At 64.5% G+C, this 25,088-nt stretch carries 25 protein-coding genes and 1 pseudogene; 9 read left to right on the top strand and 17 right to left on the bottom strand.

Annotation, left to right across the window (positions count from 1 at the left end; translation table 11 throughout):
* Window positions 1–24: 24 nt before the first annotated feature.
* On the top strand, window positions 25–1,353 hold the full coding sequence (locus tag B4383_RS08340) for an HNH endonuclease signature motif containing protein (RefSeq protein ID WP_078290110.1): 1,329 nt from the start codon (window positions 25–27) through the stop codon (window positions 1,351–1,353).
* Here B4383_RS08340 and B4383_RS08335 read toward each other — a convergent pair.
* Complete coding sequence (locus B4383_RS08335; protein WP_078290109.1) at window positions 1,350–2,048, bottom strand: class I SAM-dependent methyltransferase; 699 nt, start codon at window positions 2,046–2,048, stop codon at window positions 1,350–1,352. The two genes, B4383_RS08340 and B4383_RS08335, sit on opposite strands and share 4 nt — an antisense overlap.
* 276 nt (window positions 2,049–2,324) lie before the next feature.
* Here B4383_RS08335 and B4383_RS08330 point away from each other — a divergent pair, with 276 nt between their 5' ends.
* From B4383_RS08330 to B4383_RS08310, 5 genes are read left to right on the top strand one after another with little or no spacing between them, the layout of a single operon-like run.
* Window positions 2,325–3,353, top strand: a complete 1,029-nt coding sequence (locus tag B4383_RS08330) for a glycerophosphoryl diester phosphodiesterase membrane domain-containing protein (protein ID WP_078290108.1) — start codon at window positions 2,325–2,327, stop codon at window positions 3,351–3,353.
* Window positions 3,353–4,000: a DUF4129 domain-containing protein gene (locus B4383_RS08325; RefSeq protein WP_078290107.1), complete on the top strand. Its 648-nt coding sequence runs from the start codon at window positions 3,353–3,355 to the stop codon at window positions 3,998–4,000. The genes B4383_RS08330 and B4383_RS08325 overlap by 1 nt, the downstream gene beginning before the upstream one ends.
* Window positions 3,997–5,136: a DUF4350 domain-containing protein gene (locus B4383_RS08320; protein ID WP_078290106.1), complete on the top strand. Its 1,140-nt coding sequence runs from the start codon at window positions 3,997–3,999 to the stop codon at window positions 5,134–5,136. The genes B4383_RS08325 and B4383_RS08320 overlap by 4 nt, the downstream gene beginning before the upstream one ends.
* Window positions 5,133–6,098 (top strand): MoxR family ATPase, encoded by a 966-nt coding sequence (locus B4383_RS08315; protein WP_078290105.1) that lies wholly within the window; start codon window positions 5,133–5,135, stop codon window positions 6,096–6,098. The genes B4383_RS08320 and B4383_RS08315 overlap by 4 nt, the downstream gene beginning before the upstream one ends.
* Window positions 6,098–7,447 (top strand): DUF58 domain-containing protein, encoded by a 1,350-nt coding sequence (locus B4383_RS08310; protein WP_078290104.1) that lies wholly within the window; start codon window positions 6,098–6,100, stop codon window positions 7,445–7,447. The genes B4383_RS08315 and B4383_RS08310 overlap by 1 nt, the downstream gene beginning before the upstream one ends.
* A gap of 3 nt (window positions 7,448–7,450) precedes the next feature.
* Here B4383_RS08310 and B4383_RS08305 read toward each other — a convergent pair whose 3' ends face one another.
* On the bottom strand, window positions 7,451–8,443 hold the full coding sequence (locus tag B4383_RS08305) for a stage II sporulation protein M (RefSeq protein WP_078290103.1): 993 nt from the start codon (window positions 8,441–8,443) through the stop codon (window positions 7,451–7,453).
* Window positions 8,444–8,529: 86 nt separating this feature from the next.
* On the opposite strand from B4383_RS08305, the pseudogene B4383_RS27070 reads away from it, so the two are divergent.
* Window positions 8,530–8,841, top strand: a pseudogene (locus tag B4383_RS27070) (RDD family protein); the annotation flags it as partial.
* 368 nt (window positions 8,842–9,209) lie between these two features.
* Here B4383_RS27070 and B4383_RS08295 read toward each other — a convergent pair.
* Window positions 9,210–10,481 (bottom strand): cation:proton antiporter, encoded by a 1,272-nt coding sequence (locus B4383_RS08295; protein WP_078290102.1) that lies wholly within the window; start codon window positions 10,479–10,481, stop codon window positions 9,210–9,212.
* 4 nt (window positions 10,482–10,485) lie between these two features.
* Window positions 10,486–10,860: a hypothetical protein gene (locus tag B4383_RS08290; RefSeq protein WP_078290167.1), complete on the bottom strand. Its 375-nt coding sequence runs from the start codon at window positions 10,858–10,860 to the stop codon at window positions 10,486–10,488.
* 138 nt (window positions 10,861–10,998) lie between these two features.
* Here B4383_RS08290 and B4383_RS08285 point away from each other — a divergent pair, with 138 nt between their 5' ends.
* Window positions 10,999–11,715: a PadR family transcriptional regulator gene (locus tag B4383_RS08285; RefSeq protein ID WP_078290101.1), complete on the top strand. Its 717-nt coding sequence runs from the start codon at window positions 10,999–11,001 to the stop codon at window positions 11,713–11,715.
* 37 nt (window positions 11,716–11,752) lie between these two features.
* Here B4383_RS08285 and glpK read toward each other — a convergent pair whose 3' ends face one another.
* From glpK to B4383_RS08245, 8 genes are all read right to left on the bottom strand, one after another.
* On the bottom strand, window positions 11,753–13,270 hold the full coding sequence (gene glpK, locus B4383_RS08280; protein WP_078290100.1) for a glycerol kinase GlpK: 1,518 nt from the start codon (window positions 13,268–13,270) through the stop codon (window positions 11,753–11,755).
* Window positions 13,263–14,075, bottom strand: a complete 813-nt coding sequence (locus B4383_RS08275) for an MIP/aquaporin family protein (protein ID WP_078290099.1) — start codon at window positions 14,073–14,075, stop codon at window positions 13,263–13,265. The genes glpK and B4383_RS08275 overlap by 8 nt, the downstream gene beginning before the upstream one ends.
* Window positions 14,076–14,166: 91 nt before the next feature.
* A complete protein-coding gene (locus B4383_RS08270; protein ID WP_078290098.1) occupies window positions 14,167–15,045 on the bottom strand; it encodes an SDR family oxidoreductase in 879 nt (292 codons plus the stop codon).
* A 27-nt stretch (window positions 15,046–15,072) separates the two neighbouring features.
* Window positions 15,073–15,924: a MaoC/PaaZ C-terminal domain-containing protein gene (locus B4383_RS08265; RefSeq protein ID WP_078290097.1), complete on the bottom strand. Its 852-nt coding sequence runs from the start codon at window positions 15,922–15,924 to the stop codon at window positions 15,073–15,075.
* Between the two features lie 15 nt (window positions 15,925–15,939).
* Window positions 15,940–17,157 (bottom strand): lipid-transfer protein, encoded by a 1,218-nt coding sequence (locus B4383_RS08260; protein WP_078290096.1) that lies wholly within the window; start codon window positions 17,155–17,157, stop codon window positions 15,940–15,942.
* Window positions 17,158–17,336: 179 nt separating this feature from the next.
* Entirely contained in the window at window positions 17,337–17,966 is a 630-nt protein-coding gene (locus tag B4383_RS08255) for a TetR/AcrR family transcriptional regulator (protein ID WP_078290095.1), read from the bottom strand.
* 38 nt (window positions 17,967–18,004) lie between these two features.
* On the bottom strand, window positions 18,005–19,159 hold the full coding sequence (locus B4383_RS08250; protein ID WP_078290094.1) for a hypothetical protein: 1,155 nt from the start codon (window positions 19,157–19,159) through the stop codon (window positions 18,005–18,007).
* Complete coding sequence (locus B4383_RS08245) at window positions 19,156–19,455, bottom strand: hypothetical protein (protein ID WP_078290093.1); 300 nt, start codon at window positions 19,453–19,455, stop codon at window positions 19,156–19,158. Before B4383_RS08245 ends, B4383_RS08250 begins: the two co-directional genes overlap by 4 nt.
* A gap of 195 nt (window positions 19,456–19,650) precedes the next feature.
* Here B4383_RS08245 and B4383_RS08240 point away from each other — a divergent pair, with 195 nt between their 5' ends.
* Window positions 19,651–21,135, top strand: coding sequence for a glutamate-cysteine ligase family protein (locus B4383_RS08240; protein WP_078290092.1), 1,485 nt, complete (start codon window positions 19,651–19,653; stop codon window positions 21,133–21,135).
* Here the strand turns inward: B4383_RS08240 and B4383_RS08235 are convergent.
* From B4383_RS08235 to egtC, 5 genes are all read right to left on the bottom strand, one after another.
* Window positions 21,132–21,662 (bottom strand): hypothetical protein, encoded by a 531-nt coding sequence (locus tag B4383_RS08235; RefSeq protein WP_078290166.1) that lies wholly within the window; start codon window positions 21,660–21,662, stop codon window positions 21,132–21,134. The two genes, B4383_RS08240 and B4383_RS08235, sit on opposite strands and share 4 nt — an antisense overlap.
* Window positions 21,663–21,691: 29 nt before the next feature.
* Window positions 21,692–22,177 (bottom strand): hypothetical protein, encoded by a 486-nt coding sequence (locus tag B4383_RS08230; protein ID WP_139363143.1) that lies wholly within the window; start codon window positions 22,175–22,177, stop codon window positions 21,692–21,694.
* 197 nt (window positions 22,178–22,374) lie between these two features.
* Entirely contained in the window at window positions 22,375–23,445 is a 1,071-nt protein-coding gene (gene egtE, locus B4383_RS08225) for an ergothioneine biosynthesis PLP-dependent enzyme EgtE (RefSeq protein WP_078290090.1), read from the bottom strand.
* Window positions 23,442–24,392: an L-histidine N(alpha)-methyltransferase gene (gene egtD / locus B4383_RS08220; RefSeq protein ID WP_078290089.1), complete on the bottom strand. Its 951-nt coding sequence runs from the start codon at window positions 24,390–24,392 to the stop codon at window positions 23,442–23,444. Before egtD ends, egtE begins: the two co-directional genes overlap by 4 nt.
* Before the next feature lie 14 nt (window positions 24,393–24,406).
* Window positions 24,407–25,087 carry an ergothioneine biosynthesis protein EgtC gene (egtC, locus tag B4383_RS08215; protein WP_078290088.1) on the bottom strand — a complete coding sequence of 227 codons (681 nt, stop codon included), beginning with the start codon at window positions 25,085–25,087 and terminating at the stop codon, window positions 24,407–24,409.
* Between the last annotated feature and the right edge of the window lies 1 nt (window position 25,088).

Here is a 25,088-nt window from a genome sequence, read left to right as displayed (position 1 = left end):
GGTCGTCGTCCATAGCCTTCAGGCATGAGTCCCATCGACGATCTGCTGACGACGGCCACGGCTGTCGTCGAGTCGTCGTTCGATGAGCTCAATAATCCCGAGTTACTCTCGGCACTAAGGCAACTGGAAGTCGCCCAGCGCAAGATCACCGCGGCCACATACACGCTCACCGCCCGGCTGGTGGAACGCGGTTCACCGGTGGCGTTGGGCGGTACATCATTCGCGGAGGTGCTGGCACGGCACCTGTCGATAAATACCGCAACTGCCCGGCGCCGCCTCGCTGACACCACACATCTCGGTCCACGGCGTGCATTCACCGGCGAGCCTCTGCGACCCCTACTTCCGCATACCGCCCATGCATTACGAGAGGGCCGCCTGGGTGACGATCACGTGCGGATCATCCGCAGGTTCTTCGACGTCCTACCCGACGCGGTCGACGCCGATACCCGCGACGCTGCCGAAGAGCGGCTGGCGTCAATGGGAACCGAATTCGGCCCGGAACAACTCCGCGCCGGTGCTGATCGGATCGCGTCTCTTATCAATCCCGACGGCAGATTCTCTGACATCGACCGCGCCCGCAGGCGTGGCATATCGCTCGGACGCCAGGGAACCGACGGAATGAGCGCCATCAGCGGCCTGCTGGATCCGGAGACCCGCGCCTACCTCGACGCAGTGCTGAGCAAGCTCGCGGCACCGGGCATGTGCGATCCGCGCGATGAATCTCCCATGACCGAAGGTGAACCCGACGCGGCAGCCGCCGAGCGCGACACTCGAACTACCGCCCAGCGAAACCACGACGGACTACGAGCATGCCTGCGCAGCACCTTGGCCTCGGGCAAGCTGGGCTCACATCATGGATTGCCCGTCACCGTGGTGGTCTCGACGACGCTGAGCGAGCTGCAGAGCGCGGCCGGGCAGGCGATGTCGGGTAGCGGCAACCTGGTGCCCATCCCCGATCTGATCCGGATGGCCGCCCACGCCCTGCATTACCTCTCAATATTCGACGACGACGGCCGTCCTCTCTACCTCGGACGGTCCAAAAGGATCGCCACTCCCGATCAACGAATTGTCTTACACGCCAAGGACCGCGGTTGTTCCGCGCCCGGATGTACAGTGCCCGGCTATCTCTGCCAGGTGCATCACGTCGAGGATTGGCGCGACGACGGACCCACCGACATCGACAATCTGACCTTCGCCTGCGGCCCACACCATCGACTGCTCCAACAGGGCTGGACCACCCGAAAACGCCGCAGCGACGGGATCACCGAATGGATTCCTCCGCCGCACCTCGAAACCGGCCAGGTCCGCACTAATGCCTACCACCACCCTGAGCGGTTCCTCCTGGACAGCTAGCCTGCCAGGTGCGCCGACAGCAACCATGCCGCAACCGATGCCCGGCCATCGGGCTCGACCTGGTGCCGGGCGAAGCCCTGCGCCACACCCGATTCGAACCCAGTGAAGTTCGCGTAGATCTTCGCCGGACGAATATCGTCGATAGACCAGTACTTCGAAACCACATCCCTCAGTTCGTTTTCGGTAACAGCATTGACGGGTGATTCCGCCGGGAAGGCGGCACGATCGAAGACCAGCACGTAGTAGCGAGCACCTGGTGCGGCCGCTCGAACGATCGAACGCTGATAGCCGTCGCGCAGTTCGACGGGCATCGAGTGGAATAGCGTCGAATCGATGATGGTGTCGAATTGGCCGTCGAACCCGGTGAATGCCGAGATATCGGCGACCGCGAAGCTGGCATTCGTCAGACCGCGTTCGGCCGCATAGCCTTTCGCCAACTCGATAGCCTTGGGCGCGGAGTCGAGCCCGACGGTGGTGTGTCCCACCTCGGCCAGATACAGCGACGTTGCCGCCTCGCCACAGCCGGCGTCCAACACCTCTCCACGCACCTTGCCCTCGGCGATCAGCGTCGCGATCTCCGGCTGTGGTTCGCCAATACTCCACGGCGGCCTCACACCCAGGCCATCGGAACGCTCGCCGCGGTACGCGGCCTCGAACGCGAGATCGAATTCCTCTGTAGCGATCTTCTCAGTCATACATTTCAAAATGTCAACCCACCTGACATATGTCAAAGGCATTGACATGAGAATCGAGAGGCAATTGCCAGGAACGTCCTTAGCCGCCAAAATGGAGCAATGAGCAACGACGAGGGGGGCGTCACTCCGTCTCCGCTACCCCCGGGACCCCCGCCTGCCTACCCTCCTCCTACGCCTGGCTATGCCGCTGCACCGGCGTATGGATATCCGCCCCCGGGTTTCGGATACCCGTCGCCGCCACCCGGATACCCGAGTCCGCCACCGGTTCCCTACTGGGTGACGCCGGCGCCGCCCGCGCTGAAACCCGGAGTCATCCCGTTGCGGCCGTTGGATCTGTCCGCCCTGTACAACGGGGCCGTCGCCGCCATCCGCGCCAACCCCAAAGCAACCATCGGGATCACGGCCGTCGTCGTGGTCATCAGCCAGCTGCTGACCTTCGCGTTGCAGGCGGGCCCCATCATCGGGCTCCTGGGCGGTGCCACCGGCTTGGACGCGAACAGGGATGACGCATTTGCCGCCGCATTCGGAATCGGGTACTTCGGCGGGGCACTCATCGGCTATGTGATCACCATGCTGGTCACCATCGTTCTCAGCGGCATGCTGACGGTCACCGTGGGCCGCTCGGTGTTCGGCGAACACACCACCCCCGCGGCGGCATGGCGGCGCGCCAAACCACGCATATGGGCCCTCCTCGGGCTGGCGCTCGCCTCGGGTCTCTTGCTGACCCTGCCTCTCGCGATCGGCATCGCCGGCGTAGTAGGGCTTGCCCTCACCGTCGGCCCCTGGGGCGCGGTACCCGCGGGTTTCGCACTCGGGTTCGGCTTCTTGGCGCTGTACTTCTATCTGATCCCCGTGTTCGCCCTCGCCTCACCGGTGCTGATCCTGGAGCGCCGGACCGTCTTCGGGGCGCTGAGCCGATCGATGTCGTTGGTGCGCAAAAGCTACTGGCGCCTCCTGGGCATCCTGATACTCACCTCGATCATCGTCGGCTTCGTGGCGGGCATTCTGGGAATGCCCTTCAGCATCGGCGGGCAGGTCGCCATGGGTATGGGCACCTCGAATACCAGCAGCACGACCATGATCTTGGGTCTGGCACTGACAACTGTGGGCGTCATCATCGCCCAGATCATCACGCTCCCCTTCAATGCCGCGATGAACGTGCTGCTGTACACCGATCAGCGGATGCGCACCGAGGCATTCGATCTGGTGCTGCAAACCGAAACCAGAACGCGAGAACGCCTCAGCCAGCCGGGCATCGACCCTGATGCGTTGTGGCTGCCCGCGTATCCCCCGGTTCAGGTGTAATGCCGGCCGTCGACATCGACCGCGAATCCGCGGCCGAGGCAGCCCAACACGAACTCGCCAAACCGATTTACGAGCACCCCTCGCCGCTCGACCGTCTGATCAATTGGATCATCGAGCACCTGGACTACCTGGAGTTCCGGGCCAGCGAGCTTCCCGGCGGCTGGTTCACCATCCTGGTGACGACACTCATCGTCATCGCCGCCGTGGTGCTGTTGATCCGCATTGCCCGCCGCGCTGTTCGAACCAAGGACGGCGGTGACTTCGGACTGTTCGAATCTGGCGATCTGACCGCGGCAGAACACCGGGCAGCTGCCGAACTTGCCGCAGCCCAGGGTGATTGGGCATCGGCAATCCGACACCGACTGCGTGCGGTGGCACGCCAGCTCGAGGAGCGCACGATTCTGACCCCGGTGCCGGGCCGTACCGCCAACGAGCTGGCCGCCGACGCCGGGCGCGAATTGCCGTCGTTAGCAGCGGAGTTCCGGTCCGGCGCGGAAATCTTTAACGACGTGAGCTACGGCGAACGCCCGGGCACCGAGAAGTCGTATCGCAAGATCGCCGAGTTGGACGACCACATCCGCGATGCGCCGGTCCGCGTCACATCCGCGGATCCCGCTGTGACGACGGGTTGGGAGGCGGTGCGATGACCACCAGCACCGCGACATCACCGCGCCTCCGGGACCGCTGGCGTACCTGGGCGTGGGTCCTGGCCGCCGTGGCCGGCATTGTCGTCACTGCCCTGCTCGTCACCAAACCGCCTCGGCCCGAGGGGTATCTCGATCCGGATGCCGTCACTCAGCGTGGGGGGCACGCGCTCGCCCAACTGCTCCGCGACCACGGCGTCACCGTCACACGCGCTACCACCATCTCCGAGGTCCGCGATGCCATGCGACCCGGCAGCCAACTCATGGTGCTGGACAACGGGAACATCTCCGACGAAATACTGGACGTCCTCGCCGAGCTTCCGGGAGATCGCCTGCTGCTGGCGCCCTTTTCCGCTACCCGAGAACGACTGGCCGCACAGGTACGCATCACCTCGTATCAAGGGAACGCGATCGCCGAGCCACACTGCGATCTACGGGAAGCCCAGCACGCCGGAACAATTCAGACATACATCGGCCCCACCTACACATTCACCACACCCGGCCCGGGCCAGGTCAGCTGCTATGCGGGCACGCTGGTGCGCTACCAGGACGGCAACCACACCATCACCGTGCTCGGTGATGACACCCCGCTGACCAATGTGCAACTGACCAAGCAGGGCAACGCGGCGCTTGCCATGAATCTCGCCGGCCGCTCCTCCCACCTGGTGTGGTACGTACCCGAACGGCCGAAGGTCGGCACCAGCGCCCAACCGAAATCCATGGGCGATCTGATCCCCGACCAGGTGAGCATGGCCATCTGGCAGCTCTGCATCGTGGTGCTGCTACTGGCTATCTGGCGCGGACGCCGCTTGGGACCCGTTGTCGCCGAGAAACTTCCGGTGATCGTGCGCGCCTCGGAAACCACCGAGGGGCGCGGACGGCTGTACCGGTCGCGCCGTGCCCGCGACCTCGCCTCCGACTCACTGCGCGAGGCGGCGCGGTACCGGATCGTGCGCCGGCTCGGCCTCCCTGTCGACGAGAGACCACAGGTCATCACCGCCACGGTGGCAGAGCGAATCGGCGTAAATCCCATGGAGATTCATCATGTGCTGTTCGGCCCCGTCCCGACGGACGACCAGCAGCTCACCAATCTGACTCAGCAGCTTGACATCATCGAAAGGCAGGTCCGCGACTCGTGACACAGGCAACTTCCAGTGAGGACTCCGCACGCAATGCCCTCGCCGCGTTACGTGAACAAATCGCCACCGTGGTCGTCGGACAGGACTCGGTGGTCAGCGGCCTGGTCGTCGCGCTGCTATGCCGCGGACACGTACTGTTAGAAGGCGTACCGGGCGTCGCGAAAACCCTTTTGGTGCGCACACTCTCGGCGGCACTGTCCCTGGAGTTCAAACGGGTACAGTTCACCCCCGACCTGATGCCCGGCGATGTCACCGGGTCCCTGGTCTACGACGCGCGTACCGCAGCATTCGAATTCCGCGCCGGTCCGGTGTTCACCAATCTGCTACTGGCCGACGAGATCAACCGCACCCCTCCCAAGACTCAGGCGGCGCTACTGGAGGCCATGGAGGAACGTCAGGTGACGGTCGACGGCACCCCACGCCCACTCCCTGATCCGTTCATCGTCGCCGCGACCCAGAACCCCATCGAGTACGAGGGCACCTACCAGCTGCCCGAGGCTCAGCTGGACCGCTTCCTGATGAAGCTCAACGTTTCTCTACCGGAACGTGATCAAGAGATCGCCATTCTGGAACGGCACGCACAGGGCTTCGACCCCCGCAATCTGTCGCACGTCACCCCGGTGGCCTCGGCCGCCGACTTGGAGGCGGGCCGCGCCGCGGTGGGCCGGGTGCTGGTGGCTCCCGAGGTACTGGCCTACGTGGTCGACGTCATCCGCGCCACCCGTCAGTCACCCTCGCTGCAGCTCGGCGCCTCCCCCCGTGCGGCGACGGCGCTGCTGGCGACATCCCGCGCGTGGGCCTGGCTTTCCGGTCGTAACTACGTCACCCCCGACGATGTCAAGGCCATGGCGCGCCCCACCCTGCGTCACCGTATCGGTCTGCGCCCCGAGGCCGAGCTGGAGGGTGCGACCTCGGACCGGGTTCTGGACGGCATCCTGGTCACGGTTCCGGTGCCGCGATAGTGATTCTCACCGGACGCACGGGATTGGCGGCGCTGCTCGGCGCGCTGCTGATTCTGGTGTCGCCATGGCCGGTTCGGCTGTTCTGGCTGCTGCTCCTGACGCTCGCGGTGCTGATTGTCGTCGATATCTTCGCCGCCGCCAGCCCACGCCGACTCACCTTCATCCGGTCAGGGCCCGATGCCATCCGACTTGGCGAATCCGCGGACGTCGCCCTGCAGATCCAGAATCCGGGCCGTCGGGCACGCGGATGGATCCGCGACAGTTGGGCACCGAGTATGCGCGCCACCCCGCGTGCGCATCGGTTGGATCTGCGCACCGGCGAACGCACCCGGGTTTTTACCTCCTTGCGCCCCCTACGCCGTGGCGATCACAAGCCGGCGACCGTAACCGTGCGCACGGTGGGCCCGCTCGGGCTGGCCGGGCGACAGGGGCGTCACAACGTGCCGTGGCAGCTGCGGGTGCTGCCCCCGTTCCTGAGTCGCAAGCATCTACCATCCCGGCTAGCCAAACTGCGCGAGCTTGAGGGCGCCATCCCGGTCCTGATCCGTGGCCAAGGCACCGAATTCGACTCGCTGCGTGAATATGTCGTCGGCGACGATGTCCGTTCCATCGACTGGCGCGCCTCAGCCCGACGCAACGACGTGGTGGTGCGCACCTGGCGACCGGAACGAGACCGCCGCATCCTCGTCGTCCTGGACACCGGCCGCACCTCGGCGGGGCGCATCGGCGTCGACCCGACATCGGGCGACCCAGCCGGCTGGCCCCGTTTGGACTGGGCGATGGATGCCGCGCTGCTGTTGGTCGCCTTGGCATCGCGTGCCGGTGACCGCGTGGACTTCCTGGCACACGACCGTACGGTGCGCTCGCAAGTATCGGGAGCCTCACGCAACGAGCTGCTTCCACTGGTGGTCAATGCGATGGCGCCCCTGGAGCCCTCGCTCGTCGAGTCCGATTCCCGCGATCTCGTCGCGACCATCCGCCGCAGATCCCGTCATCGCTCGTTCATCGTGCTCCTCACCGACCTGAACCCGGCAGCGCTGGAGGAGGGCCTGTTGCCGCTACTTCCCCAGCTAACCAGCCATCACCATCTACTGGTGGCCGCGGTCAGCGATCCGCGGGTCGATGACATGGCGATGCCCGAAAATGCCACGGCGCCAGGAAACATCCGGTCGCTCGATGCCGAGCAGGTCTACGACGCGGCCGCGGCCGAACGTACCCGAGGAGGACGTCGGCGCGTCGTCACACTGCTGCGCCGGCAGGGTGTCGAGGTTGTCGATGCCCCGCCCGACGAGATCGCTCCGGCGCTTGCCGACCGCTATCTGTCGCTGAAAGCCTCTGGGCGCCTGTAGCGCTCACGATGCCGGGGCGTAGTCGGGCGCGTTTTCGATATCGCCGGATTCATGGGCAGCGACCCCGCGCCGCCCGAGAATCACCACATAGGCCAGGAACAGCACCTCGGCGATCACACCGATTCCGATGCGGGCGAACGTCGGTAGCGGCGACGGGGTGACCAGTGCCTCGATGAGACCGCTCACCAGCAGCACCCCGACCAGCCCACCGGCCACCGACATGACGGCACGTCCCTGTTCGGCGAGCACCTGTCCACGGGGCCGGTCGCCGGGGTCAATCACCTTCCATCCCAAGCGCATACCAGCGCCCGCGGCCAGGAACACCGCCGTCAGCTCCAGCAGACCGTGCGGGAGGATCAGGCCGAAGAACACGTCTGTGCGGCCCGCCGCGATCATCAACCCACCGGCCAGGCCCAGATTCGCCGCGTTGAGGAACAACACATACGGGATGGGTATGCCCAGCAGCACTGCGAAGATGATGCACTGTGCCGCCACCCACGAGTTGTTGATCCACACGTGCAGCGCGAAGGCCGCCGCGGGATGCTCGCTGTAATAGTTTTCGAAATCCTCGTTCACCAGATGCGCGATCTCATCGGGTGTCCCGATCACCGATTGCAGTTCGGGCGAATGCATCACCCAGATGCCCACGGCGACCGCCACCGCCATCGACCCGACCGCCGCGCCGAGCCACCAACGCCAGCTTCGGTAGGCGACCACCGGAAAGGACACCGTCCAGAAACGGATGAAGTGACGCCACAGCGGGGCGTGCTCGCCTGTGACGGCCGAACGCGCCCGAGCAACCAAGGTCGACAGCCGTCCGACCAGGGCCGGATCCCCCGAGGACGACCGCACGGTCGACAGATGTGTCGACACCGTCTGGTACAGGTCGACCAGCTCATCGATCTCTAGCCCACTCAGGGTCCGCCTGCGCTTGAGCAGCAACTCCAGTCGGTCCCATGTCCCCCGGTGGGTGGCGACGAATGCGTCCACGTCCATCTGGCAAATACTAGTAGTCTCGAGTGATGTCGGAGTTGGTGACGGGCGACGCGGTTGTCTTGGACGTCAAGGTTGCCCAGCTTCCGGTGCGGGTCGTGTCCGCGTTCATCGACATCGTCGTCCAGGTGATCGTGCTGTACGCCGGCATCTTCGTGGTCGCGTTCTCGCTCTCGCAGTTTGACGAGGCACTGGCGGGGGCGCTCAGCATCGCCTATTCGGTGCTGGCACTCGTGGGCTATCCCGTCATCTGGGAGATGTCCACCCGGGGACGCTCCCTGGGCAAGTTGGCCATGGGATTGCGCGTGGTATCCGACGACGGCGGCCCGGAACACCTGCGGCAGGCCGTCATCCGCGCACTCGCGGCCGTGGTGGAGATCTACCTGTTCATGGGTGCTCCGGCCGTGATCACCAGCCTGGTGTCGCCCCAGGGCAAGCGCCTCGGCGACATCTTCGCGGGCACGATGGTGATCAGCGAACGCGGACCCAAGCTCCCTCCGCCGCCGGTCATGCCACCGCAACTGGCGGCGTGGGCACAGACGCTGCAACTGTCCGGTCTCACCACGGATCAGGCCAACCTGGCCCGTCAATTTCTCAACCGCGCAGGGCAATTGGCACCGCACACCCGGGACCAGATGCTCTATCAAATCTCCACCGATGTGCTCGCCAGCATCGCACCGCCCCCGCCACCCGGCACTCCCCCGCAGTTCATGCTCGCCGCGGTACTGGCCGAACGTCACCTTCGCGCCCTGGAGCAGATGCAGCCTGCCTATCCCGCGGCGCCGTTGCCGGTACCACCGGTGGACTGGGCCGGACCACCCGTCCCGCCGCCCGCAGCATCGGCGGCGCCGGAGCCTTCCGAGTCACCCAGAGGGCCTTCGGGTTTCGCCACACCCGGCTGATGTCGGGCGGAGGTCTTCGCATAGAGCGAGCCGCCCAGGGTCGCCGCGACGATCGTGACGAGCGCTCCCAGGATGAGCGCCGTGGCCTCACCGTGCATCAATGACTGCTGCTGCTCGCCGATCGCGGCCGCGGCGATGGGCACGCCGAGCTGAGCCGCGGCCAAGGCACCCAGCGACAACGGCTGTCCAAACAGCCGGCCGACCGCATGCGCCAACACTGCCGCACCGCCCAGGCCCAGCCCCAGCAGCATGAGCTTGGGGTTCTCACCGAGCTCGCGCACATGTAGCGACGCCCCCAGCCAGACGAAGAACAGCGGTGAGAAGAAGCCTTCGGCGAACCCGAAGAGCTGCTTGGCAAGGCGACGTGGCTCGCCAATACCCGCGACGACGAGGCCCAGGGCGAATCCGGCCAGCATGATCGACACGTGGGTCGCCACCGCCAGAGCGGCCAGCCCAAAGACGATGGCCAGGCTGATCCGCAGCTCCATCGCCACCCGGTGCTGCTTCGAGTAGCGGTGGAACCGATCGAGTGTTCCGGCTTGCTCGAGCGCACGCAGGATCACGAACACAATGCCCGCGCACGCCGCGACCGCCACCGCGCCGACCGCCGCGCGGGGGGCGTGCTTGAGATCGATGACCAAGGGCAGCAGCACAATCGAGGCGGTATCGGCGATGGCCACCTGCGCGGTAGTGCTCAGCACCTTGGGGCCGTCAAGGCTCAGCGAGTCAATGATGGGCAGCACCAGCGCCGCCGACGAGGACGCAATGAGCACCGCGTACAGCGGTGCATGTCCCGTGTGGAACGCGTTGGCCAGCAGCACACCCAACACGGCACCCACCACGCCCACCACCACGGCGCGCAGCGCCGCCCTGGGCAGGGCCGCCACCATGGTCTTATCTCGAATCGGCACATGTGTGCCGGCCACGAACATGACCAACGCGAATCCGACGTCGGCGAACATCTTGAACGTGGGGTCGAAGGCATCGATCCAGCCAAATCCGGTGCGGCCGATGATGATTCCAGCGAGAAGTTCGCCGATGACCACAGGGATCCGCAGCCGCGTATTGAGCGCTAGCAGCGGCCCCACCATGCCGACGACGACGACTATCGCCAGAGTCGGGAAACCGAAGCCATTCATGGAGTTACTGCCAGGAGACCAGATGGCAGGGGATGTCGGTGTTTTCGTCGGATATGTAGCTCGCGCAGACCCGGTGGTAACCGTCCGCGATCTCCAGCCGCGCCCCGGAGCTCGTGCTCCCACGCACCAGCAAGATCGGGGACAGCGCTTTGTCCTTGGCGATCTTCGCGAGGTCGCGGGCCACGTGGGCATTGGTCTTGGGCAGCATGTCCAGATGAGCCGCCCGCAGGATGTCCTTGGCCTTGCGGTACTCCAGCGTCGCATTGCGCAGCGCCTTCACGGTCCGCTTCACCTCGTCGGCTTCACCGACGAGCGTCAGGTAGTCCACGGCCGCCGCGTAGTCATGGTCCTCGGGTTGTTCCAGCCACTTCACCGTCATGGCGGTCACCCTACGGCGCATGGCTGGCAGCAGCTCGGAAAATCGTCGCCGAAAGTTTTCGTTGCATCACGATCGATTCCGATATATCGTTAACTATGAGAGGCGATACCGCCTCCCCCAAGTACTAAGGAGCAACACATGACTTCCCATGAGGAGAGGGCCGATCAGTTCCGGCCCGACACACCCTTTGGTTTCGGATTCGGTTTCGACCCCACACGTCGCGGACCAGGTCGGTGCCACGGCGGTCATCGTCACGAATGCGACCCGCGCGGCGAGTTCCAGGAGCAAGCCTGGGCCGGTCGTCGCGGACCCGGCGCGTTCATGGACCGCGGGTTCGGACGTGGATTCGGTTCGGGCTTCGGCCCTGGTTTCGGATTCGGTTTCGGTGACCCGCCGCGTGGACGCGGACGAGGACGTGGCCAGCGCGGCGACGTCCGGGCCGCCATCCTGGCACTGCTCGCCGAACGCCCGATGCACGGCTACGAAATGATCCGTGAGATCGCCGAACGTAGTAACAACATCTGGCGGCCAAGCCCCGGTTCGGTATATCCGACACTGCAACTGCTCGTCGACGAGAGCCTCATCGTTGAGGCCGAGGGCAGTGGCAGTCGCAAGCAGTTCGACCTGACTGCAGAGGGCCGCGAGGCGGCCGAGAAACTCGACACCCCGCCCTGGGACAAGATCAACGAAGATGCCGATCCCTCGGTACTTGATCTTCGTTCGGCACTCGGCCAGCTGATGGGCGCGGTCGCCCAGTCGGCCCACGCCGCCTCAGCCGAGCAGCAGCAGCGGATCATCGAGATCGTCAATTCTGCCCGCAAGCAGATCTACGGCATTTTGGGTGAGACCGACTGAATGACCCTAGGCCCCCCGCTATTACAGGCGGGGGGGCCTAGCTCACGTCGACCCAGCCCAACGTGCGCTGCACGGCCTTCTTCCAGCCGGCGAATCCGTCGGCCCGCTGCTGTTCACTGATCGACGGGCTCCATCGCTCGTCTTCCTGCCAGTTCCGGCGAAGGTCGTCGGGGTCCTTCCAGAAGCCGACGGCCAGTCCCGCCGCATACGCCGCACCGAGCGCGGTCGTCTCGGCGACAACGGGTTTGACGACGTCGACGCCCAGCGTGTCGGCCTGGATCTGCATGCAGAGCTTGTTGGCGGTGATGCCGCCATCCACCTTGAGCACCTCCAGGTGGACACCCGAGTCCGCCTCCATGGCCTCAACCACTTCGCGGCTCTGATAGCAGATCGCCTCGAGGGTCGCCCGCGCCAAATGCGCGTTGGTGTTGAACCGGGAAAGACCCACAATCGCGCCGCGGGCATCCGAACGCCAATACGGCGCGAACAGACCCGAAAAGGCCGGCACGAAATAGACCCCGCCGTTGTCCTCAACCTGACGCGCCAAGTCCTCGCTTTGTGAGGCACCGCTGATGATGCCGAGCTGGTCGCGCAGCCACTGGACCGCCGAACCGGTCACCGCGATGGAACCCTCCAGCGCGTACACCGGCTTGTTGTTCCCGAATTGGTAACACACGGTGGTCAACAACCCGTTGCGCGAGCGGACCAATTCTTCACCGGTGTTGAGTAGCAAGAAGTTCCCGGTGCCGTAGGTGTTCTTGGCCTCGCCGGGACTCAGGCACACCTGCCCCACCATCGCCGCCTGCTGATCCCCCAGGTCGCCGGCGATGGGCACCTCACCACCGAGCGGCCCCATACGGGTCGTGAAGCCAAAGGGCTCGACCGGTGAGGACGCCTTGATCGGCGGAAGCATTTGGCGCGGAATGGAGAAGAACGACAACAGCTCGTCATCCCAATCCAGGGTCTCCAGGTTCATCAGCATGGTGCGGCTGGCGTTGGTCACATCGGTGACGTGCACCCCGCCACGAATGCCGCCGGTAAGGTTCCAGATCACCCAGCTGTCCGGAGTACCGAAGAGCGCGTCTCCCTTCTCCGCATCTCGGCGCACACCATCGATATTCTCCAGAATCCACTGCAGCTTCCCGCCGGAAAAGTATGTGGCAGGCGGCAAGCCGGCCTTCTCACGAATAACGTCACCGCGCCCGTCCCGGTCCAGTGCTGTCGCGATCTTGTCGGTGCGAGTGTCCTGCCACACGATGGCATTGCCATACGGCCTACCGGTGTGACGGTTCCACACCAGGGTGGTCTCGCGCTGGTTGGTCACCCCCACGGCGGCGAGGTCCCCGGCCGACAATCCGGTCACGTTGAGCGATGTGGCCAGCACCGACCAGGTGCGTTCCCAGATCTCCACCGGGTTGTGCTCTACCCAGCCCGGCTGCGGCAAGAGCTGCTGATGCTCCAACTGGTGGCGGCCGACCTCCTCGCCCCGGTGGTTGAAGATCATGGCACGCGTGCTGGTCGTGCCCTGGTCGATCGATGCCACGAAATCAGCCATTGGCGAACTCCTCGGTGTGCGACGGTGATTGGGTTTCAGGATCATCTGCGTACAGGAATGCTTCCACGAGATAGCGATGCAGCGCGGCCCCCAGCAGTCCTCCGACGAGCGGTCCGATGATCGGCACCCACCAGTACTGGGCACCGTGCTGGTCCAGGAAGGCCGTATCGAAGCCCGTGAGATAGGACGCCAGCCGCGGTCCGAAGTCGCGGGCCGGGTTAATCGCATACCCCGCGATGGACCCCCACGCCATGCCCAGAGCGACGACCACCGCACCGATCGCGAACGGCGACAGACTCTCGGGCATGCGGATATTGCGCCGGTCCGAGATGGCGAAGATCAGGAACAGCAGAATCGCGGTGCCAATGATCTGGTCGCGCAGGCCGCCCCACAGACTGACGTCGAGCGCGCCGTTACCCGGGAGTGTCGAGAAAACCCCCTGCGTCGCCATGGTGTGGCCGGGGTCGACAGCGGACAGCACGCTCCCGTAGTTCCACCGAACCAGCAGCGCCGCCACGAACGCGCCGACGGTCTGCGCCACGATGAACGGAATCACCTGTTTCCATGGGAATCCACGAAACGCCGCCAACGCCAGCGTGACCGCCGGGTTGAGGTGCGCACCGGATATCCGTCCGGCGGCGAAGATACCGAAGGTGACTCCCATGCCCCAGGCCCAGGCGATGGAGTTGTGATTGCCATAGTCCGCGTTCCCGGCCGTCACCACCTGCGCGACCACACCCACGCCGAACAAAATCAAGATCATCGTGCCAACGAACTCTGCGGCGAGTTGACCCGTCAGCCTCATACCATCGAATCTAGGGGTGGGTTGCCGCGGGCACACCTGAAAACGCCGAACGGTCCCCCGTTTCCGGAGGACCGTTCGCGTGAGGAGCTTCCTACTTCCAGGGCTCGACCTGCTCGCGCACCAGGTCGATGCTCCACGGTCCATCGGTCTCGGCAGTATCGGTCACCGACCAACCCTTGAGCCGCTGAATCGATCCACCGGTCACCTTGAACACCTGGCCGGTCCACGGGTTCTTCTCGGTGCTCAGGTACGCCACCAGCGGAGAAATGTTGGCGGGGCTGAACATGTCGAACTGTCCCTCGTCCACCGGGGCCGCGAAGATCGCGCCCATGCCCGGGGTTGCCAGCGTCAGGCGTGTGCGCGCCACCGGCGCGATCGCGTTCACCTTGACGCCGTACCGCTCGAGCTCGGCAGCCGCGACGCACGACAGCGCGGCGATACCGGCCTTGGCCGCACCGTAGTTGCCCTGGCCCGGGTTCGGCAGTGTCACACCGGAATCCGATGCGGTGTTCACCACAGTTGCCTTGACATCGGCCCCGGCTTTGGACTGTGCCTTCCAGTACTCGGCTGCGTGACGCAACACCGCGAAATGCCCCTTGAGGTGCACCTGGATGACCGAATCCCACTGGTCCTCCTCCAGGCCGGCGACGAAGCCGTCCCGCAGAATGCCCGCGTTGTTCACGACGGCGTCCAGCTGTCCGAAGGTTTCGACGGCCTGATTCACCAGATTCGAGGCACCGGCCCAGGTGGAGATGTTGTCGGTGTTCGCCACGGCTTTGCCGCCGGCCGCAACGATCTCGTCGACCACTTCCTGTGCGGGCCCGGCATCCGACCCGGAGCCGTCGTTGGCGCCACCGAGGTCGTTGACGACCACCGATGCGCCTTCCCTGGCGAAGAGCAGCGCGTGCTCGCGGCCGATGCCACGTCCGGCACCGGTGATGACCGCCACCCGTCCGTCAAGTTGTCCCATGTTGATTCCCTCTCGTTCTGCGATGACTTAGCCGATAACGGCGTGGCCGTTTTTGATGACGAGGTCGTCGCCGACGTTGGTTTCGTACGAAAAGGTGCCGGCGGCACCGTTCTTCCAGAAGCTGGTGGTGATGTCCTGTCCGGGCAGCACCGGCTTGGCGAACCGCACCGCCAGCTCCTTGAGACGCTCGGTGCGCGAGTCGGCAAGCTCGGTCAAAGCAGCCCATGACGTAAATGCCATGGTGCACAACCCATGCGCGATGATGCCGGGTAGTCCGGCCGCCACCGCGGCGTCGTTGTCCAGGTGGATCGGCATCGGATCACCCGATGCCGGGCTGTACCGGAACGTCTGGTCGTCATCGACATGCTGCACCAGGGAGGCAGCCGGCCCACTGGCCTTGATCGCCTCATCCAGCACAACGTTCGGGCCGAGAACGCCGCGCGTCTCACCCACGTCGTACTTGCGGAAGAAGAACGTCACGTACTGCTCGTTGACCAGATCGCCCGAGACATCACGTGTTTCGGCATACACCGTGCCGCGAGTGCCGTTCTCCATGCCCTCATAGCCGGTCATCTTCGACTTGGCGACCAGCGTGTCACCGGGCTTGATGGGCCGGTGGAACCTGAAGAACTGCTCGCCGTGCACCACGCGCGGAATCAGCTGGTAGGGAACCACACTCATCGTTGTTCCGACCAGCGACTGGAAGATGGGCACCACCGCGAAAACCGGCGGCGCCACCTCTCCCTTCCGATGCTCCTCGATCGGGTCATTAGTGGCCTCGGCGTAAGAGATCAGGCGGTCCTTGTCGACCTCAATGGTCTCCTCGGCGCCCCACTGATCAAGGCCATCGTTGTTAAACGGATACTTGCTGTCAGCCATTGCCCGCCAACCCCTTCAACGGTTGGCGGGCTTGTAGGCGGTGATGACGCAGGCGCCACCGAGACCGAGGTTGTGCTGCAGAGCGACACCGGTCTTCTGCGATGCAGATGCCACCTGACGCTTGTCGGCATCGCCGCGCAGCTGCCAGGTAAGCTCGGCGCACTGCGCCAGGCCGGTGGCACCGAGTGGATGCCCCTTGGAGATCAGGCCACCCGACGGGTTGACCACCCAGCGACCACCGTAGGTGGTGTCGCCGTTGTCGATCAGCTTTCCGCCCTCACCCTCGGCGCACAGTCCCAGCGCCTCGTAGGTGATCAGCTCGTTGACCGAGAAGCAGTCGTGCAGTTCGATGACGTCCACATCGTCGGCCGAAATCTGGGCCTGCTCATACACTTTCTGTGCCGCGAGCTTGGCCATGTCAAACCCGACGAGCGTGATCGCCGACTTGGACTCCAGGGTCCCCGGAGTGTCGGTAGTCATCGCCTGGCCGACGATCTCCACGGCACGGTCGCCGAGCCCGTTCTCCTCGACGAACCGCTCGGAGGCCAGGATGGCCGCACCCGATCCATCGGAGGTCGGCGAGCACTGCAGCTTGGTCAGCGGTGCGTAGATCTCCTTGGCATCCAAGATGTCCTGCAGTGTGTATTCCTCTTGGAACTGCGCATAAGGGTTGTTCACCGAATGCTTGTGGTTCTTGTAACCGATCTTGGCGAAGTGCTCGGCAGTGGTGCCGTACTTCTGCATGTGCTCACGACCAGCGGCGCCGAACATCCAGGGTGCAGGCGGGAAGGCGAAATCGAACAATCCGGCGAGTGCTTCGATGTGCCGCCGCATCGGCTGCTCACGATCGGTGAAGGTCGCACCCAACGAACCGGGCTGCATCTTCTCGAATCCCAGCGCCAGCGTGACATCGGCGAGCCCGCCGCGGATGGCCTGCGCCGCATTGAACAAGGCGGTCGATCCGGTCGAACAGTTGTTGTTGACGTTGGTGACCGGAATGCCGGTCATGCCAAGCTCGTAGAGCGCGCGCTGGCCGGAGGTGGACTCACCGGCGCAGTACCCGACATAGGCGGCTTCCACCTTGCCGTAGTCAATACCGGCGTCCGTCAGCGCATTGGTGCCGGACTCCTTGGCCATGGCCGGGTAATCCCAACCCTCACGTCGTCCGGGTTTCTCGAATTTCGTCATCCCGACGCCGATGACGAATACCTTTTCGGGGGCCTTAGGGGGCATCGTTCCAAGCTCCTTTTGCGCGCACTTCGATGGGGGCGTCGTCAACGTAACATACGTTCTATCCTGAATGTAAGGGTCCGATACGAATGTATTGCCAGGCCCAGGGAACGCCTGGCCCCATCGAACGAAGTGCTTGGTGAACGCGCACCACACTTGCCCGGAATGCCCCGGACATTTACCTACAATGCAGTTTGTTTCTGCGCACCGGGTAACGGTGCACGAAGTCGCAGCTCCAGCATCTGCTTGGCCCGGGACCAGCGACGATCGCGGGTTTCCTGAGAGGCGGTCAAGCTGCTGACCAGGACGCCGCGGATGATGTCCATGGCGAGAAGTCCGAAGTCGCGACGGTCCTTGGGCGAGGTCGGATCATCGTCGTCAAGCACGTGAAGCGCCGACAGATTGTGCAGCACCATCTTTTCGAACTGGTCCAGGTGCACGCGCAGATCGGGCTCGGTGCGCGCCGCGATGAGTAGCTCCACCATCGCGATGAACAGCGGCCCCTGGTGAATCCGCCAGAGCATATCGAGATACCGCTCGACCGGGTCGGCGGACTGATCCATCGACATCAGCTTTTCGAGCACCGCCTGGGTGCGCATGAACGCGAGGTGGCGCACCGATTCGGCCATCAATTCCGACTTGGACTGGAAGTGATGAATCAGCGCACCGCGCGTGGCGCCGGCGCGGCTCGCAATGCGCGAGGTGGTGGTGCCGGAGTACCCGAATTCGACAAGGCAGTCGATGGTCGCCTCAAGCAACCGGGACCGCATCGCCGCCGAACGTTCCTCCTGGGTGCGTCGCGGCGTGGGCATGCCCACATTGCACCACAGTCAGTCAATACGAAGCGCGACTATCGGCCGCTGACCTGGTGAAAAATCTGCGCGGCTTGCGCCTCGTACTTCGCGTATGCGTCGGGGAAGGCCGAGCGCTGAACCGCCTGTGCGGCTTGAGCAACGCTCATATCCTGCCAGCCCGACACCTTCACCAACTGGTCGTAGAACTTGCCCGCCGACCTCGATGGATCCATCAAATCGGCTGTCGCACCCCAGCTTTGCCGCTGCTGGAATGGCCCTACCGAGTCGTGGTCATGTCCCACACCGTCATTGGCCAGCATCATCGAGTCGGGCACCGAGGAGTTGGCAAGGCTGCGCAGGCCGGACTCGGTGAGTGCGGTCGCCAAGGCAATCTGAATCGCCTCGGGCGAAAGCCCACGACGCAGACCTTCTTCAATGATCTTGCGGGCGACTTCCATCTGACCGGCGTCGAGATTCATGAAAACCGACGGACCCGAGGGGCGCAGTGACGGAGCACCGGTGTTGGAGTAGCTCCCGTCGGGCACACTGTGGCCCCCGCCGCCACCACTGCCACCGCCGTGGCCCCCACCACTGCCGCCCCCGAAACCGCCACCTCCGCTGCCGCCCCCGAATCCACCACTGCCGGCCCTCATCGAGCCACTTGCCGCACCGCCACTGCTGGTCGGCATGAAGGCTGCGGGCTGGGTGCTGGCCGTATTGTGCTCGGCGTCCACCGTCTCCGATGCCTTACGCAGATCGTTCGACGAGGCGCGATCGGCCTCTTCCAAGGACTTCAGCGCCTGGCGAATCGCGTCGGTCAGCCGCCGGGCCTCCGCCTGTAGATCCCTATTGCCTTCGGGAGCCGTGACGGTGCCGTCATCGGCAACCTGCAGGCCCTTCGCGTTGGCCTCGTCCACCAGCGCCATCACCTTGTCCCGCGCCGCGGTGAGTGCCGAGTGTCCGCCGCGGACCGCCTCGGCGACATTGCCGATGGCATAGGAAAGCCGGTTGGTCGAAGACTGCTCGCTCGATGCCTGGTCGTACGCGGACTTGAAGGACTTGCCCTTCCAGAACGACTCGGCCGAGTCCAGATCGCGGACCACCCCGTCGATGGACAGGTCCAGGTTCTTGCTGGCGTCCTCAATGGCCTTGGCGGCGGCGTCGAGGTTGGCGACATTCCACCCCCGCAGCTGTGAAATCGTCGGCCTCACAGGTTGACCTCCGCAACCCTGGACACCTGGCGGCGGTTGACGGCGTCCTGGCCGGTCAACGCCCCCGAGCTGTTCTGCACAAAGTTCGAGATGCTCTCGATGCGTTCGGAGGCACCGCCCCCGGCGCGCTTGAGTGCCGCGCTGACCGCGCGCAGCACCTCCGCGAACTCGGTGCCGGCGACCGAGTTTGCCGCCGCCTCGAAATCAACGTCGGGAAACGCATCCTTCGCACGCCCTGCCACGCGACTCGCCAACCGTGACATCTCGGCACCGTTGGCCTTCATGATGTCGCTCATAGTTACCTCCCCAAGGAACCGGGCCTGCGCGCACGGAACGGCGCGGTTCGTCGCCAGATTGTGCCTCTGATCAGATACGACGGGCCTAGCGCTGATTCGGTTCCATGTTTTTCCACCTTTTTTCGCCGAATCGCCCCGGGCCGCGTGCGGGCAAATCGCCAGGTCCAAGACCCTGGGTGAGGAACAATACGACCCATGGGCGACGAGGTTGCGCGCACCCAGTTCACCGGTGAGCACCGCCGGGCCTATCGCACCAAGGTGCAGAACTGCCTGGACGTGTTCGAGACCATGCTGTCGGAGTCCAGATTCGACTTCGAACGACCACTGACCGGCATGGAGATCGAATTCAACCTGGTCGACGGCAACTATCAGCCGACGATGATGAACACCGAAGTCCTCGCCTCGATCGCCGATCCAGCCTTTCAGACAGAACTGGGCGCCTACAACATCGAGTTGAATGTGCCGCCCCGCGCGCTGTCGGGGTCCGCCGCCCTGGAACTCGAAGGCGATGTGCGGGCCAGTCTGAATGCCGCCGAGCAGCGCGCCGGCGAGCGCGGCGCGCACATCCTGATGATCGGCATCCTGCCGACCGTGATGCCCGAACATCTGGACGGCGCGTGGATGAGCCCGTCCACGCGGTACCGGGCATTGAACGATGCGGTGTTCACCGCCCGCGGTGAGGACATGCAGATCGACATTGCCGGCGCGGAACGGCTCAGCGTCAGGTCGCCCTCGATCGCCCTGGAATCGGCGTGCACCAGCATGCAACTGCATCTGCAGGTGGCGCCCGATGACTTCGCCGCCAACTGGAATGCCGCCCAGCTGCTGGCGGGTCCGCAGCTGGCGCTGGCCGCCAACTCACCGTTCTTCTTCGGCAAGTCCTTGTGGGCGGAGACGCGCATCGAGCTCTTCACGCAGTCCACCGACACCCGCCCGCAGGAGCTCAAGGTGCAGGGGGTGCGCCCCAGGGTGTGGTTCGGCGAGCGCTGGATCACCTCGATCTTCGACCTCTTCGACCTCTTCGAAGAAAACGTCCTCTACTTCCCGTCGCTGCTGCCGGAGATCTCCGACGAGGACCCCGTCGCCGAGCTCGCTGCCGGCAGGGCACCACGGCTTCAGGAACTGCGGTTGCACAACGGCACCATCTATCGCTGGAACCGGCCGATCTACGACGTCGTCAACGGCACCCCGCATCTGCGCGTGGAGAATCGGGTGTTGCCGGCCGGGCCGACGGTCATCGACGTGATGGCCAACGCCGCGTTCTACTACGGTGCGCTGCGAGCGCTGTCCGAGGATGACCGCCCGGTATGGACCAAGGTGACTTTCGCTGCGGCCCATGACAATTTCCTCGAAGGTGCGCGGCGCGGTGTAGAGGCACGGATGTACTGGCCCGGTGTCGGTGAGATCACCGCCGATGAATTGACACTGCGGCACCTGCTGCCCATGGCCCATGAGGGGTTGCAACGGTGGGGTGTTGCCACCGAAGTGCGCGAACGCTATCTCGGTGTCATCGAGGCGCGTGCGACATCAGGAATCAACGGCGCGGCCTGGCAGACACACACCGTCGGCGCACTGCAGGAGCGCGGATCAAACCGCCGGGCAGCGCTCTCCGAGATGCTCCGGATGTATTGCGAGCACATGCATTCCAACGAGCCCGTGCACACCTGGGAAATGATCTAGCTGCCATCCTTCGACGGCGGTGCGCCTAGGAAGCTGCTTTCGGGGCCGATGATGAACTGGCCAGCGTCGCTCGAACTCCCGTATCGGTATTGGGTCCACCCACAATAGACACTGTCGTTGTCACTTACGGCACAGACCGTCTTCCCCAGCTCGATGTATCTATTGCGGGGAAGCAGTCGCTGATGCAGCCCAAAGGGGTTCACAAATCTGACGGTCGAGGTGTTATCGAAATGCGGCTGACCGTCACCGAGAAACCATCCGATCTGGTTGGTGCCTGCCGGAGAGCCCGGAATCGGCCCGTTGCAGCCGAAGCTGCCGTCGGCCCATATTCCGCAGTTGAGCCCGCGCGGGGAGCTGAACCAGAGATTGTCGCTATCGGATCCGAGTCGAAAGCCCTCCGAGTCGAGCTTCGCGTAGCGACTGACATCCGGGTACGGATTCGCCTGCGGATCTGCGGATGCAGCGGCAGCGGTGACCACCCCGGCAACAACAGCCGAAACTCCAAGTATTGCAACCAATTTTCTCATGCACCCCTCCTCGAATCTCTTTGCCATACCTAGCTGGTGGGTGCCTCGCCGATATGAGTGACCGACGGGCTAACGATGAATCGAGCGCCTCCGTAGGCGCTACCGCCACCCTTCCCAAAGCCTGTTTTGAAGCAGTAGACACCGTCGGAATCGGTAACCGCACACGTCGTCGCAGCACTCGACTGGCTCACCACGATGTAGCTATTGCGCGGAATGACACGTTGCGCGCGCCCCTGGGGGTTGACGAATCTCGGCTGCTGCGTTTCATCGAAGTGTGGCTGCCAGTCCCCCTGGAACCAGCCAATCTGATTGGCTCCTGCCGGAGCACCCGGTATCGCGCCGGTGCACCCAAAACTGCCGTCTGCCCAGATCCCACAGTTCAATCCGGCAGGTGTGCTGAACCAGTAATCGTCATCATCAGGCGACAGACGGTAACTCTCGAAGTCGACCTTGGCGTATCGACTGGTATCCGGATATGGGCTCTTGGGCGGCTCGGCATTGGCCACGACCGACATCCCCAGCAATCCCCCAGCAGCAATTACACCAGCTGCGGCCACAAGCTCTTTTAGCACATCAACCCCCAGATTTACATGTTGCTGTAACACTCAATTTTCAAGTATACGCCCGTTACGTCTAGTTGCGAGAGTCGGCTCCAATACATACCTGTGCTCAACTCATAACATCCAGCTGCCGTATGACAACCTCGGACCGGTTACGTCCGTAGGGCTTCGGCCAACTGCCCCAGCTCCTCGTCGGTGCCGTCGATATGCGCGCTGATCCGCAGCACGGGCTTGGTCATCTCGAACGGCGCGCGCACGGTCTCGGCAGCGGTCGTCACGATCGAGTGTTCCGCGATGAGGCGCGCCCGCACGGCCACGACGTCGATGTCCCCGACGGGCTCCAGTGTGGTGATGGCACTGGGCTCGTCCACTGATTCCACAACCCGCCAATCCGTAAGATCCCCCAGGATCTTTCGTGCCGAGCGTCCGCGTTCGGCCAAGGCGGCCTGAACCTCCGTAGAACCCGCCGCCAGATGCTGACCCACCGCGACCGACAGACCCACCCAGCCCGCGACATGCGCCTCCACATGGCCTCCCCACTGCGGAATCAGATGTGCAAGAGCTGGATTGACGGCAAGCACACCCACCCCGCGCGGCCCGGCCAACCACTTGCGTGACGGTGCGTACATGGCGTCCGCGCCATAGGTGCAGTCGATATGTCCCAACGCCTGGGCGGCATCGACCACGACAGGCACTCCGGCCGCACGCGCCAACGTCACCACGTCGACGGCCGGCTGCACCGTACCGCGGTGGCTGCCGATGGCCGTGACATGCACCAAGTCCACCTTCTCGCGGCGCAGAAACGCCTCGATCCCGTCAAGATCGGCCCGGCCATCCCCGTCAACCGGCAGCCACACCGGAGTAAATCCGAAGTGGTTCATGATCATCAGATTCGGACCGAATTCTCCTGGCAGACAGGCAACAACCCGTCCGGCATCGACCGGCCACGACTGCAGAAGCGTGCGCAATGCATCAGCCGCGCCCGTGGTGAAGTGCACCTGTGCCTCGGGCATGCCCGTCAACTTCCGCACCGCGGCACGCCCGGCGTCGAGCACCGGTGTCGCAGCCTCCTGCGCCACGTAGCCGCCGATCTGCGCCTCATGTTCGGCATGCTGAGCCACCGCACGAATGGTCTCGATGCTCTGCCGCGAGCAAGCCGCCGAGTCCACGTGCACGCCGAGAACCGGCGGCCTGCCCTGCCTCCACTGCTCGCCCAGGCTCACCGCTTCACTGCCAGTGATAGTCCGAAATCATGGGAATCGTCAGTCCACCAGTGCGTCTGATCCAGACCCGCAGCCGCCAACTCGCGCGCGACGCCCTCCTGCCGGAATTTGCAGGACACCTCCGTCAGCATCATCTCGCCAGCCCCGAATTCGACGGCGAGATCCAGGGCTTGGATCCTCACCCGCTGAACGCACACGGACCGCAACCACATCTCCATGCGCTCCTCGTCGTCGTTCCACAACGCGACGTGTTCGAAAGCCTCGAGAGAGAAATCCGCGTCGAGTTCACGATTGATCACCGCCAGCACATTGCGGTTGAAGGCGGCTGTCACTCCGGCGCTGTCATCGTAGGCCCGCACCAGACGCCCAGTATCCTTGACCAGATCGGTTCCCAACAGCAGCATTTCACCGGAATCGAGTACACCTGCGACATCGGCCAGGAATCGCGCCCGCGGTTCGGTGGTCAGATTCCCGATCGTGGAGCCCAGGAATGCCACCAGACGGCGGCCCTCCTGGGGAATCCGCCCGAGGTCCTTCTCGAAGTCTCCACAGACCGCGCGGACCCGCATCCCCGGATACTCATCGACGAGCGCATCCCCCGCCGCGCGCAGCACCCCGGAATCCACATCGAAAGGGATGAAGGTGCCGGGAGCCAACGCATCGAGCAGCATCCGCGTCTTCTCGGAGGTGCCGCTGCCCAACTCCACCAGAGTGTCGGCGCCGGAGGCCGCCGCGATATCGGCCGCATGGGCCCGCAACAACCCAGCCTCGGTCCGCGTCGGGTAGTACTCCGGCAGCCTGGTGATCTCGTCGAACAGGTCGCTACCGACCTCGTCGTAAAACCATTTAGGGGGAAGCGATTTCGCGTCTGCGGTCAGGCCCTGCCGGACATCACGTCGTAGCGCCTCTGCTGCCGCACCAGAGGCTAAGTGATTCTCCAGGGTCATCGGGGACGACGGCGTCATAATCCTCTTATCTCTACCTTCCCATCGCGTACCCGCACCACTTGCCGGTCCGGGATGTCGACCCAGGACGGGTCGTCGTCGTACGGTTCACTGGCCACCACCACACCGTCGGCGGCCTCCAAGATCGACAGGGTGTCACCCCAGGTCGTGGCGATCAACTCATTTCCATTGGCCGCCAGTATGTTCAGCCGAGCACCCGGATCAGCAGCCCCAACCTGGCGGACCACCTCCCCCAGGTTCTCCAGTCCCGACGCGAATATGCGCGCCGCCAGCACCGCGCTGTCCACCACCGATTCAGCCCCGGAGACCTCGCCCACCGCACCGCGATCGACTATCCCGTTGTGCGACAACAGCCATGTTCCATCCGTGAACGGCGCGGCCGCGGACTCGTCGATGGGCATTCCGGCACTGGCGGAACGGACCGCCGCCACCACGCATCGGCTACGTAGCACCGGGGCCACCGAGACGAAGGAAGCATCACCCCACAGCGGCCGCGCGCTACGCCATCTGCAAGGTTTTCCGTCGGCGAAGAATCCGGCCCCCCACCCGTCGGCATTCACCAGGCCGTGTTTTTGGCGCCGTGGCGCATACGACTGCACCAGAAGGCCATACGGTGGTTCAAGTATCAGCGAGGCCAGGTTACGCGGCTCCCCCAGCCAGCCCAGATGACGACACATG

It is taken from the genome of Mycobacterium sp. D16R24 (genome assembly GCF_002013385.1).
GTDB lineage: Bacteria > Actinomycetota > Actinomycetes > Mycobacteriales > Mycobacteriaceae > Mycobacterium.
Note: the sequence above shows the minus strand (reverse complement) of the source record. Positions and strands in the feature narration are given on the sequence as shown.